The 13,922-nt window shown below is 45.0% G+C and carries 12 protein-coding genes; 11 read left to right on the forward strand and 1 reads right to left on the reverse strand.

Annotation, left to right across the window (positions count from 1 at the left end; translation table 11 throughout):
- Window positions 1–13: 13 nt before the first annotated feature.
- The 4 genes from IGI89_RS07190 (at window position 14) to IGI89_RS07205 (ending at window position 4,821) form a co-directional block, all read left to right on the forward strand.
- A complete protein-coding gene (locus IGI89_RS07190) occupies window positions 14–1,870 on the forward strand; it encodes a carbohydrate-binding domain-containing protein (protein WP_016621916.1) in 1,857 nt (618 codons plus the stop codon).
- A gap of 170 nt (window positions 1,871–2,040) precedes the next feature.
- Window positions 2,041–3,525, forward strand: a complete 1,485-nt coding sequence (locus IGI89_RS07195; RefSeq protein WP_438735476.1) for an ABC transporter permease — start codon at window positions 2,041–2,043, stop codon at window positions 3,523–3,525.
- Window positions 3,526–3,535: 10 nt separating this feature from the next.
- Entirely contained in the window at window positions 3,536–4,201 is a 666-nt protein-coding gene (locus IGI89_RS07200; RefSeq protein ID WP_008379404.1) for an ABC transporter ATP-binding protein, read from the forward strand.
- 167 nt (window positions 4,202–4,368) lie between these two features.
- On the forward strand, window positions 4,369–4,821 hold the full coding sequence (locus IGI89_RS07205; protein WP_015510428.1) for a YaiI/YqxD family protein: 453 nt from the start codon (window positions 4,369–4,371) through the stop codon (window positions 4,819–4,821).
- 52 nt (window positions 4,822–4,873) lie between these two features.
- Here the strand turns inward: IGI89_RS07205 and IGI89_RS07210 are convergent, their stop codons facing one another.
- Window positions 4,874–6,616 (reverse strand): ABC1 kinase family protein, encoded by a 1,743-nt coding sequence (locus tag IGI89_RS07210; protein WP_086298287.1) that lies wholly within the window; start codon window positions 6,614–6,616, stop codon window positions 4,874–4,876.
- Window positions 6,617–6,798: 182 nt separating this feature from the next.
- Here IGI89_RS07210 and IGI89_RS07215 point away from each other — a divergent pair, with 182 nt between their 5' ends.
- From IGI89_RS07215 to IGI89_RS07245, 7 genes are all read left to right on the forward strand, one after another.
- Complete coding sequence (locus IGI89_RS07215) at window positions 6,799–7,893, forward strand: D-alanine--D-alanine ligase (RefSeq protein WP_005233659.1); 1,095 nt, start codon at window positions 6,799–6,801, stop codon at window positions 7,891–7,893.
- A gap of 86 nt (window positions 7,894–7,979) precedes the next feature.
- Window positions 7,980–9,329, forward strand: a complete 1,350-nt coding sequence (locus IGI89_RS07220; protein WP_438735477.1) for a UDP-N-acetylmuramoyl-tripeptide--D-alanyl-D-alanine ligase — start codon at window positions 7,980–7,982, stop codon at window positions 9,327–9,329.
- 290 nt (window positions 9,330–9,619) lie between these two features.
- A complete protein-coding gene (gene cshA, locus IGI89_RS07225; protein ID WP_438735478.1) occupies window positions 9,620–11,143 on the forward strand; it encodes a degradosome RNA helicase CshA in 1,524 nt (507 codons plus the stop codon).
- A 202-nt stretch (window positions 11,144–11,345) separates the two neighbouring features.
- Window positions 11,346–11,711 (forward strand): holo-ACP synthase, encoded by a 366-nt coding sequence (gene acpS, locus IGI89_RS07230; RefSeq protein WP_005233665.1) that lies wholly within the window; start codon window positions 11,346–11,348, stop codon window positions 11,709–11,711.
- A gap of 121 nt (window positions 11,712–11,832) precedes the next feature.
- Window positions 11,833–12,954 carry an alanine racemase gene (gene alr / locus IGI89_RS07235; protein ID WP_008379416.1) on the forward strand — a complete coding sequence of 374 codons (1,122 nt, stop codon included), beginning with the start codon at window positions 11,833–11,835 and terminating at the stop codon, window positions 12,952–12,954.
- A 9-nt stretch (window positions 12,955–12,963) separates the two neighbouring features.
- Window positions 12,964–13,335, forward strand: a complete 372-nt coding sequence (locus tag IGI89_RS07240; RefSeq protein WP_005227961.1) for a type II toxin-antitoxin system PemK/MazF family toxin — start codon at window positions 12,964–12,966, stop codon at window positions 13,333–13,335.
- A gap of 8 nt (window positions 13,336–13,343) precedes the next feature.
- A complete protein-coding gene (locus IGI89_RS07245) occupies window positions 13,344–13,640 on the forward strand; it encodes a hypothetical protein (protein WP_016612926.1) in 297 nt (98 codons plus the stop codon).
- The last annotated feature ends 282 nt before the right edge of the window (window positions 13,641–13,922 follow it).

Genomic DNA, 13,922 nt, shown 5'->3' on the forward strand with positions numbered 1-13,922 from the left:
GGAGGAACCTTTTATGAAAAAACTCATTTATCCACTCTTGCTCTCATCGCTGCTCTTAGGCGCTTGCGGGCAAACCGATAGTACTAGCACGAGCAGCAGTTCCAGTTCCGCAGCAGCAGTTTCCGGTTCTGCCGCAGTGACCAACGTTTCAACGACCCTTGATGATTCTGTGGACTATTACGGTAGTTACGAAGAAGAAGATGTTGATGCTTCCTACGATGAGGCAACTGCTACGCAACTTGAATTGAATGGCAGCGACACGACGGCTGTTGATGGCGTTTCAGTGGAAGACCAAACCGTGACGATCACCCAAGCCGGCACCTATGTCGTCAGCGGGTCGTTAAGTAATGGCCAACTGGTTGTCAACGTCAACAAAGAAGAAAAAGTCCATCTGATCTTTGCTGGTGTCACGATCACCAATGAAGACGGGGCGGCCGTCGTCATCGAACAAGCAGAAAAAGTCATCACGACCTTAGCCAGTGATACGACGAATACTCTGACGGATGGCAGCAGCTACACCTTGGCTGAAGGCGAGACAGAACCAGATGCTGCCTTTTATAGTAAAGAAGATTTGTCCATCAACGGCGATGGGACGTTGGTGATCACAGGAAATTACAGCAACGGATTGCGCAGCAAAGATGATTTGGTTTTAGCAGGTGGTACGATTGAAATCACAGCGAAAAACAACGCCATCAAAGGAAAAGATTCCGTATCGATCTTGGCGGGGAACTACACACTGAACACCACTGAAGGAGATGGTATCCAAGCGAATAATACGGAAGATGCGGAAAAAGGCTACGTTGCGATCGATGGTGGTACCTTTACGATCCAAAGTGGTCGTGACGGGATCCAAGCAGAAACAAATTTAAGCATCCAATCAGCTGATATCACGATCAAAACGGCTGACGGAGCCCAAAGTCAGTCGCTAGTGACGGATGAAAGTTACAAAGGATTGAAAGCTGGCGGTGTGATGACCATCAGCAGCGGCACCTTTACGATCGATAGTGCGGATGATAGCTTGCATGCCAATGATACGATCAACATTGCAGGTGGCACGATCACTGCCAGCAGTGGCGATGATGGGATCCACGCCGACAATGAATTGACGATCTCCGACGGAACGATTTCTATCGAAGAATCCTATGAAGGATTAGAAGCAAGTGTAATCACGATTGCAGGTGGCACGACACACGTCGTGGCTAGCGATGATGGGATCAATGCCGGTGGTGGCAGTGATACGGATGAAACAACGGGACAATTTGGTCAAGACAGTTTTGGCGGCGGCCCTGGCGGCGGCGATACCGCGGATGACAGTAAACAGATCACGATCACTGGTGGAACGTTGGTCATTGATGCCGAAGGGGATGGCCTGGATAGTAATGGCAATGTCACCATGAGTGATGGCGTCGTCATCGTAAATGGTCCAACGACCGGTGGCAATGGTGCTTTGGACTATAACGGCACATTTGAACTCACCGGCGGCGTCTTGTTAGCGGCAGGCACGACCGATATGGCCATGAACGTTAGCGGTGGTAGTCAACAGTCGATCGGAATCAGTTTCGATCAAACCCAATCAGCCGAGACCCTAGTGACCTTAAAGGACAGTCAAGGTCAGACGATCTTGTCCTATGCCCCAAGCAAAAGCTACCAACACGTGGTTCTTTCCAGCCCAGATTTGACCGATAGCAGCTATACGTTGGTCAGTGGTGGGACGAATGATGCACAAGCAGTCTCCGGTTATTATGCTGGCGGAACCCTCAGTGATGGGACAGAGTTAGGAACATTGTCCGTCACGGATACTATCGCTAACTTGACCCAATCAGGTGCAACAGCGACAACCAATCAGATGGGCGGTGGTTTTGGTCGTTAGTTGAAGTTTCACCGATCATCACCAAATGGTTATCAATAAATCGAACAGATCGCAGGCAGTCGTTGCGGTCTGTTTCTATGATTCAAAAAATCAGGAGACGGTTTAAGGTCAATTTAAGCTAGGATCCTTATAGTCGAAAGACAATAAATAGCTATTCAGGAGGAACAAAGATGAATTTTTTGAAACGAGGTCTCCAAAGTTTATGGGCGAAAAAAGGCCGGAGCCTGTTGCTGATCGCCGTATTTTCTGCAATCTTGATTTTTGTATTGGCGGGTCTGACGATTCGCAGTGCGGCACTAGTAGCGACTGAAAATGCCCAGAAAAGTGTTGGCGCAACTGTGACGTTGCAAGCAAACCGCGAGCAGGCTTTTCAGCAAAGGAGCTCTTCTTCTGACAGCGATGACCAAAGCACCCGACCAGATCCAGGGAGTTTTCAATCGACACCAGTAGCGATTACTGATGCCCAAGCGATCGCCGATTTAGACGGGGTTGCCTCATATAGTTTTGAAGTCAGCACCTCTGCTGATGCCGTCAGCGGGATCGAACCGATCTCCAGCAGTGACTCATCGACAGAGTCAGAAGCAACCGATAGCAGCGAGACGGGGCAAATGGACGGTATGCCAGGAGGAATGCCTGGCGGTAATATGAGTACGGGTGATTTCCAAATCACTGGTGTATCAACTAGTGCGGCGTATACGACTTTTTCGGAAGGAACAGCGACGATCACGGATGGAGAAGGCATTACTTCTGAGGATGAAGGCACGAACCAAGTACTGATCGAATCCTCGTTGGCTGAAGCAAATGATTTGGCAGTCGGAGATACGTTTTCGATCACTGATGCAGAGGACAATGAAGTCGAAGTGACGATCAAGGGAATCTATGAAACGAGTGAAGTAGGCAACAGCATGAGCCAAATGTTCAACTTTCTCAATCCAGCCAACACGATCTTTGCTTCTTATACCCTTGCCAATACGTTGAGCGGCAATGAGGACACCATTGACTCGGCAACCTATACCTTGAGTGATCCGTCTGAGATGACAGCATTCGTGGAAGAAGCGGAAGGGTTGATCGATACAGAAACCTACAGCATTCAAACCAACGATCAAATGTATCAGTCGATGCTGACACCATTGAATAATGTCGCTAGCTTTGCAAAAAATATTATTGTGTTAGTTGCTGCTGCCGGTATCATTATTTTGACGTTGATCGTGATGATGTCGATTCGGGAACGTCGCTATGAGATTGGCGTATTGCTCTCTTTAGGCGAGTCACGGGCCAAAGTGATCCTACAATTTTTCACAGAGATTTTTGTCTGTATGGTGTTTGCTTTAGGGATCGCGGCCGCTAGCGGCAATCTTGTCGGTAATGCCGTCGGAGAGCAATTATTGGCACAACAAACAGAGACAACGACTGATCAAGCAGCCACTGAAAACGCTGGTCCTGGAGGCGGGGAGATGCCGCAAATGGGCGGAAATCGTGGGGGTTCTTTCCCATCCTTCACCCAATCAGCAGAAGTGGAGTCCTTAGAAATCACCGTTTCCCCTCAACAAATTGGTCTATTGGCATTACTCGGTCTAGGGATCAGTTTTGGCTCGATCTTACTCTCTTCCGCGGGCATTTTGCGGTTGAATCCGAAAAAAATCTTGGTTTCTTAGGAGGAACGACATGACATTACGAACAGAACAATTAGGATATTGGTATCAAAGCGAAGCAGAAGCGCTGTTTCGTGACGTTGATTTGACCTTTGAACCTGGCAAGATGTATGCGATCTTAGGTTCCAGCGGATCGGGGAAAACAACCTTCCTGTCGCTGATCACGGGCCTAGATACCCCGAAAGAAGGAAAGATCCTTTACAACGAAGAAACGTTAGCAAAAATCGGATTGCGAGAATACCGCCGCAAAGATGTTTCCATCGTGTTCCAAGCGTATAATCTATTGCCTTATATGTCGGCACTGGACAATGTGATCACAGCCATGGCGATCGCGAAGTCGCAGCAAGCCGATAAAAAGGCCTATGCTTTAGCTAACTTAGCCAAAGTTGGTATCACGGAAGAGCTGGCACTGAAAAAAGTGACCCAATTATCGGGTGGGCAACAGCAACGGGTCGCTATCGTTCGCGCGTTGTGCTGTGAACATGAGCTGATCGTAGCCGATGAACCGACTGGAAACTTGGATGAAACGACATCTAAAGAAATCGTCAAACTATTTCAAGAAATTGCCCATGAGCAAAAAAAATGTATCATCTTAGTGACCCATGAACAAGAAGTAGCAAAGGCTTGCGATGTCGTTTATGAGTTGAAGGAACGAGCATTTTCTAAAATTGAAAGGTGAGCTTTGCATATGGTAACTGCTAGTTAGTGAGACAAAGATCGTCATTCTTATTCCCTCATTGAGCAAGACTGAAATGAAAATACCGCAAAGTCTGCTTGCATCTTCTAGGTGCTCCTCTTACAATAGAAGTAATTGTAAAAGAAGGAACTTTTGAGAGGAGCAAGCAGATGCGGCTTTTTATTGACGGCGACGGTTCGCCGGTGAAAAATGAAGTGATTGAACTGGCTCAGCAGTATCAGCTGCCGGTAGTGATCGTGACCAGTGTCGATCATTATACGACCAAAGACTATCCCGCCCATGTCCACTTTGTCTATGTCGACAAAGGCTCGGATCGCGCGGATTATGAAATCGTGAAGGAGATAGAACCCGGCGATTTTCTCGTCACCCAAGATTATGGCTTAGCATCGTTAGTCTTGCCCAAAAAAGCACGAGTTTTTCACCATAACGGTACAGAGTATTTGCCAGAAACAATCGATTTTTTATTAGGTCAACGCTATTTAGGTGCGCAGATGCGTAAAGCAGGCAAGCGCACAAAAGGACCGAAGCCCTTTACGAAAGAGGATCGGGAAGCCTTCAAACGAATCTTTGAAAACGAATTGCGACAGACCCTTGCAAAATAAGCACCCTCAAGACCCAGCTTCTGCATGAAACACGGGAATTGAAGGTGCTTATTTATTTCTTACGAAAACGATCATAAAAGTATTTGCCGACTAAAGCTACGATCGCGAAAAATGCCAAGGTATATCCGAAGATCCCCATCTGATGGACGAAGGCTCCTTGTTGCGGGCTGGCGACCACCAATAAGGAAGAGCCAAGGATGACCGCAGCTAGAATAATACCGATTACCAGTCGATTGACCATCTGATCAAAGCGGTCCAATAGCTGTTTTTGTTCGCGGATCTCTAAATTTAACCGGTGTTTACCAGTGGCAAAAGTGTCTAAGACAGCCAAGGTCCGATCAGGAAGATGGCTAAGTGCCCGCAAGCTTTTTGCGGTTGCCAAGGCGCTTTTTTTCACCTCGTCTTCAATACTCAGCTGCTGTAAGAAATATTTTTGTGCAAAAGGCTGAGTGACTTCCATCATTGATAATTCGGGGTCTAAGGCTTTGATCACACCTTCCAAGGTGCCAAAAGCCTTAATCAGCAAGGTGATGTCTCGATGCATCTGCAGTTGGTTATCATGGCAGATCGTGATGACTTCCCCCATCACTTTTTGCAAGTCGATATCCTTTAGCGGCATATTATAGTAGTTTTCAACAAATTTTTGAAGATCCTGATAGAAGGCGACTTCATCAAAGGAACTGCCGCTGCTGTTGCACAAACGCAAGACAGCTTTGCCGACTTCTTGGGTGTCTTGGGTATACAAAGCAATCAATGCATCAGCTAAGCGACTGCGTAATGACTGATCCAAATGTCCCATCATCCCAAAATCTAAGAAAATCACTTGGTAAGGCGGCATAATCGCTTCTTCTTGCCACTTCAATGAATAATCAACACCGCCGAGGACACCGACGCGCTGTTTGACTTGGAATGGTTTTGGTCGGTTGGTTTGATCTGTGAAGACATGTAAAAAAAGATTGCCAGGATGCGGATCAGCGTGAAAGAAGCCATCTTCAAAGACTTGCTTCATAAAGTTTTCGACTAATAGCGTTCCCACTTGTTTTTTCACTGCTTTCACGGACTGATTGTCATAAACGATATCTTGATTGCTGCGGGTCAGCAAGCAGTTCAAACTTTCACCGGCCATGTAATCCATGACTAATACTTTTTGGGTGCACCATTCGGGATAAACTTTTGGCAATGCCAATTGCGGGTTTTGGTGATTGTTACGGTAGAATTCCTGCGCATTTTTCATCTCTTGTAAAAAATTTGTTTCATTGGCAAGGGATCGTCTGACTTCGCTTAACACGCTTTTTAAATCCACCACATTGGCTTCTGGAATTGCACGAACCAACGGTAGAGCCTTTTCAAAAAGATCGAGATCCACTTGAATCGCCGCAATGATTCCCGGATGCTGCACTTTGACGATCACTTCTTTGCCGCTGATCAAGTTTGCTCGGTGGGCTTGTCCGATGGAAGCTGAGGCGACTGGGATTTCATCAAAAGCGGAAAAAACTTTCGTTAGTGGCTGCTGTAGTTCTGCTTCCAGCAGTGCTTTGACCTTGGGAAATGGATCGCTTTTGACATTGTCTTGTAACTGCTTGAAGGCATCAACGAAAGTGCTGGAAAGTAGGTCATTGCGGACCGAAAGCATCTGCCCGATTTTGATAAATGTTGGTCCTAATTCTTCAAACGCTTGACGCACCATTTCGGGATGCTGCTGTTTGCTGATATTTTGAACGACTTTGTATTTCAAAAAGACTTGAAGGATTTGTTTTAATCGTCCTTTTCTAGAAGGAGCAGTTTGTTCTGTCATAGGTCCCACCTCTTTAAACGTGCCGTGATATATTCATAGTACTGACAAAATGAAAAACATTCAACTAACGACTGTGTAAGCTTAAAGAAATTTCTGCAAGATTTAATGCCGGTTGGTCGATTTTGTGCTAAAATGTGGAAGACTTAGTTTGGTAGAATCAATGAATACAGGAGGAAATTCTTTTGAAAATCATTTTATTATACGGGGGACGCAGTGCAGAGCATGAGGTATCACTGTTATCCGCTTTTTCAGTTGTTAATGCTGTATATTATAATTACTACCAAGTTCAATTAGTAATGATCACTAAAGAAGGACGCTGGTTAAAAGGCCCATTATTGTCTGAGGCGCCAACGTCACCAGATACTTTGGCATTGACCAACGAAGAGACCAAAGGGGAAGAAATTTCACCTGGGGCCATCTATGAAGAAGACGCGATCGTCTTTCCATTGCTCCATGGACCAAACGGCGAAGACGGCACGATCCAAGGGTTTTTAGAAACCATCGGAATGCCTTATGTCGGAGCCGGTGTCTTGACTAGTGCCTGCGGGATGGACAAAATCATGACCAAGTACATCTTGCAAGCTGCGGGAATTCCGCAAGTTCCCTATGTACCAGTCTTGAAAAATGCGTGGAAAGAAAATCCGAAAAAGATTTTCGATCAATGTGAAGGCAGTCTGCTTTATCCGATGTTTGTCAAACCTGCCAACATGGGCTCAAGTGTCGGTATCTCGAAAGCCGAGAACCGTGAAGAACTGCAAAATGCGCTACAAGAAGCGTATCGCTATGATACCCGAGCGATCGTTGAACAAGGAATCGAAGCCCGTGAGATCGAAGTCGCTGTTCTTGGAAACGAAGACGTGCGGACCACCATGCCGGGAGAAATCGTAAAAGATGTTGCGTTTTATGATTACAATTCCAAATACATTGACAACCGAATCGAGATGCAGATTCCTGCACAAATTCCCGAAGAAACACAAGCCAAAGCCCAAGAGTTTGCGAAAAAAGCCTATACGATGTTGGGCGGCAGTGGGTTGAGCCGTTGTGATTTCTTTTTGACCAATAAAAACGAGCTCTTTTTAAATGAGCTGAACACGATGCCGGGATTCACTGAATTCAGCATGTACCCATTGCTATGGGAAAAGACCGGATTGCCGTATGGTGATTTGATTGAAGAATTGATCCAATTAGGGATGAATCGTTTCAACCAAAGACGTTCTTTCTTGACGAATGTGGAAGAAGCAGAAGTTGAAGCAGAGAATGAAAAAGAAGCAGAATAAATAGCAGGAAGAAAGCCAGCTCAACTCAAGGAAAATACTTGAAGCGATCTTGTGCTTTCTTTTTTTGTAAAAAAGGAGCGAACCTGATGAATTTTACTGTAAAAGAAGCCGCTGCCGTATTTGGTCAGCCAATTGAAAATGAGACACCACTTGCCTCTGTGGAGTTTGACAGCCGTCTAATCAAAGAAAACAGTCTTTTTGTTCCCTTGGCGGGGACTCGGGATGGACATGAATTTGCCCAACAAGCCAAAGACAATGGTGCGATCGCGACATTGTGGAGTCATCCCAACATCCAACCACCGCAAGGCATCCTTGTGATCCCCGTCACGGATACTGTCAAAGCGTTCCAACAATTGGCACGAGCGTATAAAGAAAAGCTTGCACCGAAAATCATCGGTATTACTGGAAGTAATGGGAAAACAACCACAAAAGATATGGTAGACGCGGTTATGGCACAAAAATACCAGACCTACAAAACTCAAGGTAATCATAACAATGAACTAGGCGTGCCTTTGACTATCTTGCATGCACCAGAAGATACGCAAGTGTTGATTTTAGAAATGGGAATGGACCATGCAGGAGAGATCGAAGTCCTTTCGCGCTTAGCAGAACCTGATGCTGCTGCTATCACGTTGATTGGCGAAGCCCACATTGAAAACTTAGGGTCCAGAGAAGGGATCGCCAAAGCCAAAATGGAAATCACCGCAGGATTGAATAAAGACGGCTTCTTTATGATGCCGGCGGATGAACCATTGTTAGACCCCTTTGTTCCTAACTTGACGCAGACCATTGAAACTTTTGGCTTAACAGAGGGAGATCTGCAAGGAGACATCGTAGAGGAATCGCAAGACCAAACGATTTTTACGGTAGCAGGTACGACTTTTACCCTACCGGTATTAGGCGGCTATAATGTCAAAAATGCCTTGATCGCGATTGGGTTAGGACGTCATTTTGGTGTAGCAGATGAAGCCATCAAGGAAGGCTTGGCGCATTTTCAATTAACGAAAAATCGGACCCAATGGGTAACTGCCGGTAACGGAGCAGCGATTTTGAGCGATATATACAATGCCAATCCGACTGCCATGGGTCTTGTATTGGATAGTTTCCGCAAATTGCCGTTAGAAGGCCGACGGATCGCCGTATTGGCAGATATGCTTGAATTAGGACCAGATTCTGCACAAATGCACGAGCAGATGGCCGCACATTTAGATGACTCGTTCCAACTAGTTTTTCTTTATGGCAAAGAAATGCAAGCATTGCAAAAACGACTAGTTCAGTCACCACTGGCTGACAAGGTGCGCTATTTTGCGACAGATGAAAAACCGCAACTGATCGCCTCCTTAAAGGAAACTTTAGAACCTTCCGACAGCTTGGTAATCAAAGGGAGCAATGGCATGGGCTTGAGCGTAGTCGTTGATGCACTAAAAGGAATGTAAAGCGGAGTTGAAATCTTGCTGAAACTTTCAAAACGTGTTATACTTATCTAACGCCGAAAGATGAAGCACAGAATGATTACTGTAAAAAACATTGACGTTTTGAGATAAAATGATGGCTGAGACAAACAACACTTGTTTTAGCCTTTTATAATGCCTTCGTGAAGCGGTTTTTCGGTACCGAGAGAAAGATAAGAGTAAAGGGGACTACTCTTGTGTTTCTGAAGAACTAACCTACGCTTCGATGATAGAAAAACAGGCATCGAAAAGATGACCAGCCTAGGAGGATCCATTTGAAATTTAAAGATCTAGAATTATCCAACGAATTATTGACTTCTGTTGAGCGTGCCGGCTTTGAAGAAGCAACACCCATCCAAGAAGCAACGATTCCATTAGCCTTAGCAGGCAAAGACGTGATCGGTCAAGCACAGACCGGTACTGGTAAAACCGCCGCATTTGGTTTGCCAATGTTAGAAAAAATCGACCCAGCGAACCATCAACTACAAGGATTAGTGATTGCCCCAACCCGTGAATTAGCGATCCAAACCCAAGAAGAATTGTATCGTCTTGGTAAAGACAAAAAAATTCGCGTTCAAGCAGTTTACGGTGGAGCCGATATCGGCCGTCAAATCCGTCAATTAAAAGATCGTCCCCATATCGTAGTTGGTACGCCAGGACGTATGTTAGACCATATCAACCGCCACACCTTAAAATTAGGTACGGTTGAAACGCTTGTATTAGATGAAGCAGACGAAATGTTGAACATGGGCTTCTTGGAAGATATTGAAAAAATCATCAGCCAAGTGCCAGATGTTCGTCAAACGTTACTATTTTCAGCAACAATGCCGCCAGCAATCAAAAATATCGGCGTGAAATTCATGAAAGAGCCTGAACATGTTCAAATCAAAGCCAAAGAAATGACCGCTGATTTGATTGATCAATATTATGTTCGCTCAAAAGATTACGAAAAATTCGATGTCATGACTCGTTTGTTGGATGTGCAATCACCAGAATTGACGATCGTTTTCGGTCGTACGAAACGTCGCGTTGATGAATTGGCACGTGGTTTAGAAGCCCGTGGCTACAAAGCTGAAGGCATTCATGGGGACCTTTCTCAACAAAAACGGATGAGCGTTTTACGTTCATTTAAGAGTGGTCAATTAGATATCTTAGTTGCCACAGACGTAGCAGCTCGCGGATTAGATATTTCTGGTGTTACACACGTTTACAACTACGATATCCCTCAAGATCCTGAAAGCTATGTTCACCGGATCGGACGTACAGGTCGTGCCGGAAAAGGCGGAATGTCAGTGACTTTCGTTACACCAAACGAAATGAGCTACTTGCATGTCATTGAAAACTTAACGAAAAAACGGATGACACCAATGCGCCCACCAACCGAAAAAGAAGCATTTAAAGGTCAATTAGGTGCCGCAATCGAATCTGTTGAAACAAAATTGGATGAAAATGGTTTGGATAAATACTTGCAAGCAGCCGACGATCTTTTGGAACGTTATTCTGCACAAGATTTAGCAGCACTGCTTCTAAAAACAATGGCGAAAGATCCAGCTGATTTAGAACCAGTCAAAATTACACCAGAACGCCCATTACCTCAAGGAAAAAAATCATTCAATAAAAACGGACGTCGCAGCAATAACAGCAATGGCGGCAATCGTAACCGCAAAGAAAACGGTGGGAACCGTGGCGGCAACGGCAATAAAGCCCGTGGTAACTATTCAAAAGATGGTGCCCGTAAAAACAATCGCCGTAGCAACGACAAAAAACGCGGTTTCGTTATCAGAAATAACCAAGACTAATTGAGTTTGTGGACCTTGTAAGGAAACTTGCAAGGTCTTTTTTATATAAAAAACAAATACGAGCAATTGAAAATCTTAATCTCCGTATAAACTCGTCAGATTTGAATGGTAATTCGCCATTTTTTTGGTAGAATGGTAACTAGCTAAACAAGGGCCAATTCCAATTTGGAAACCCCTATCTTAAGTAAAGGTAGCGAGAAGAATGATTAAAGGAATCGGGATCGATGCAGTCGAGCTGCCTCGAATGAAAGAATTAATTGAAAAAAAACCTCAGTTTATAACGCGTATTTTAACAGAGAAGGAAGCAAAATTATTTGCCCGTTTGCCCCTGAAACGTCAGGTAGAGTTCCTCGGGGGGCGCTATGCCTGCAAAGAAGCGTTCTCCAAAGCTTGGGGGACGGGGATCGGCAAAGTTTCTTTTCATGATATTGAAGTCTTGACCAATGAATTCGGTGCACCGATCGTTACCAAAGCACCGCACCCTTTAGAAAAAACGTTTGTCAGTATCACCCATACAAATGATACTGCCTTTGCACAAATTATCTTAGAAGTATCGGATAGTGAGTAACCTGAGTGGAAGTCGTCACTTGGTGAAAAAACGACGATACTTTATGGACGAACAGCCGACTACATAAAACCAACTTAATTTGTTTGTCTGATCAAGCATTAGTAGAAAGAAGGAACTGGAAATGGTGGTTGCTTACCATAGACCAACGAAAGCGATTATTGATACGACCGCGATTACCGAAAACATCAAAAATGAGATTGCTCACTTACCAAGCGAGACGTTTCTTTTTGCGGTGGTAAAAGCTAATGGGTACGGGCACGGAGCGGTACAAACTGCTCAAGCAGCCAAAGAAGGCGGTGCAGCCGGTTTTTGCGTTGCGACGATCGATGAGGCAATCGAATTGCGAGAAGCAGGAATCACTGACCCGCTGCTGATTTTAGGGGTTGTGAACGTGCAAGATATTCCCTTACTTGCAGAATACGATTTTTCTTTTCCAGTCGCTTCGATGGACTGGTTGGTAGAAGCCGGTACTTATTTGGAAGAGAATCCTATAAAGACACCGCTTAAAGTACATGTCAAAGTGGATACCGGCATGGGGAGAATCGGTTTTTTGACCCCAGAAGAAGTGCTTCAAGCCGTTCTTTGGTTGGAAACTCATCCCACATTTGATTGGGAAGGAATCTTTACCCATTTCTCCACAGCCGATCAAGCTGATACAACTTATTGGGAAACACAGCACCAGCGGTTTAAAGAAGTCTTAACTGTTTTGCCTTATTTGCCGACATATATACATACAGGCAATAGCGCGACCTCCTTGTGGCACAAAGAGGCCGTTGGGAATATGGTCCGTTTTGGGATCGCGATGTATGGATTGAATCCGTCAGGTCATGCATTGAAGGAACCATTTTCCTTAAAACCAGCCCTTTCACTTGTTTCTGAACTGATCCAAGTGAAATTACTTGAAAAAGGAGCGGGGATTGGCTATGGTGAGACATATATCACGCCCCATCAGGAATGGATCGGCACTGTGCCTATCGGTTATGCGGATGGCTGGTTACGAAAAATGCAAGGCTTCTCACTCTTAGTAGAAGGTGAACCTTGTGAAATCGTCGGTCGGGTGTGTATGGATCAACTAATGATTCGTTTGCCGCGAGCCTTTGCTGTCGGTACAACGGTCACGTTGATTGGTGAGAATCATGGGAAACGAATTACGATGCAGGATGTTGCAGACCAGTTAGAAACGATTCACTATGAAGTAGCGTGCACCCTCTCAGCAAGGGTTCCGCGAGAATATAAAAGTTAGGGTGGTCCTATGGTAAAAAGGGGAGATATTTATTTTGCCGATCTTTCACCAGTCGTTGGATCGGAGCAAGGCGGAATACGACCGGTCTTGATCATTCAAAATGACTTGGGCAATCACTTCAGTCCCACCGTGATCATTGCGGCGATCACGGCAAAAATGGCGAAGCCGAAATTACCAACCCACATTGGGATTTCCGCTTCTTGCACAGGGATTGGCAAAGACTCCGTCATTTTGATGGAACAGATCCGCACGATCGACAAAAGTCGGTTGAAAGAAAAAGTTTGTCATTTAGACGATAAAGTGATGTGTGAAGTCGATGCTGCTTTGATGATCAGTATTGGTGTGGAGCCGACCTTTGCTACATCAACGATCGAGGTGTAAAACAAGCAATGGGGTATGTAGTATTAATAGTAGTTGTCATTTTATTGATTCTCTTTACTTATAAACATATTCGCCGTTTTCTTTCAGAAACCAAAAAGCGCAACGAAACCATGGAACAAGGGTATTACCTTGTCAGTCATACATATGAAGAGAAACGGGAACAGACCCATTATTACGGCGTTTTTCAACAAGGAGACAAAGAACTGATATTAGAAATGTCACTCCAGCTTTATTTACAGCTACAGCCACCGCAACGGGGGATGTTGACCGCCAAAGAAGGCCGAGTCCTTTCTTTTGAAGGGTGATCATGTGAAGAAAGCAGTGCCCATGAGAGAGTATCTCTTCAAGGAAAAGCAAACAAGCAGGAAAGAGCTGCTCCATTTATTTCACAGGAGTTGGTTCATTCACTGCTTGTTTTTTATGACTAAAATGTTTGTGAGAGCTATTTCAAGTAAGATGGCGTGATGGATGGGAACATTGAGCATCGAAAAAATGATCAACCAGCGCAGTAGAGCAACGGTTTTGCTTTGACAAACAACCAAGGTACGGTTGCTTTTCACAAAGAATTCAGTTATAGTATGTAGCGA

Origin of the sequence: Enterococcus sp. AZ141, assembly GCF_051714385.1 — a bacterium.
In the GTDB taxonomy this organism is placed as follows: Bacteria; Bacillota; Bacilli; order Lactobacillales; family Enterococcaceae; genus Enterococcus_D; species Enterococcus_D entomosocium.

Excerpts from the sequence above, each read along its gene's own strand:
- IGI89_RS07190 (WP_016621916.1), top strand. The coding sequence starts at position 14 with ATGAAAAAACTCATTTATCCACTCTTGCTCTCATCGCTGCTCTTAGGC.
- IGI89_RS07195 (WP_438735476.1), top strand. The coding sequence starts at position 2,041 with ATGAATTTTTTGAAACGAGGTCTCCAAAGTTTATGGGCGAAAAAAGGC.
- IGI89_RS07200 (WP_008379404.1), top strand. The coding sequence starts at position 3,536 with ATGACATTACGAACAGAACAATTAGGATATTGGTATCAAAGCGAAGCA.
- IGI89_RS07205 (WP_015510428.1), top strand. The coding sequence starts at position 4,369 with ATGCGGCTTTTTATTGACGGCGACGGTTCGCCGGTGAAAAATGAAGTG.
- IGI89_RS07210 (WP_086298287.1), bottom strand. The coding sequence starts at position 6,616 with ATGACAGAACAAACTGCTCCTTCTAGAAAAGGACGATTAAAACAAATC.
- IGI89_RS07220 (WP_438735477.1), top strand. The coding sequence starts at position 7,980 with ATGAATTTTACTGTAAAAGAAGCCGCTGCCGTATTTGGTCAGCCAATT.
- acpS (WP_005233665.1), top strand. The coding sequence starts at position 11,346 with ATGATTAAAGGAATCGGGATCGATGCAGTCGAGCTGCCTCGAATGAAA.
- alr (WP_008379416.1), top strand. The coding sequence starts at position 11,833 with ATGGTGGTTGCTTACCATAGACCAACGAAAGCGATTATTGATACGACC.
- IGI89_RS07240 (WP_005227961.1), top strand. The coding sequence starts at position 12,964 with ATGGTAAAAAGGGGAGATATTTATTTTGCCGATCTTTCACCAGTCGTT.
- IGI89_RS07245 (WP_016612926.1), top strand. The coding sequence starts at position 13,344 with ATGGGGTATGTAGTATTAATAGTAGTTGTCATTTTATTGATTCTCTTT.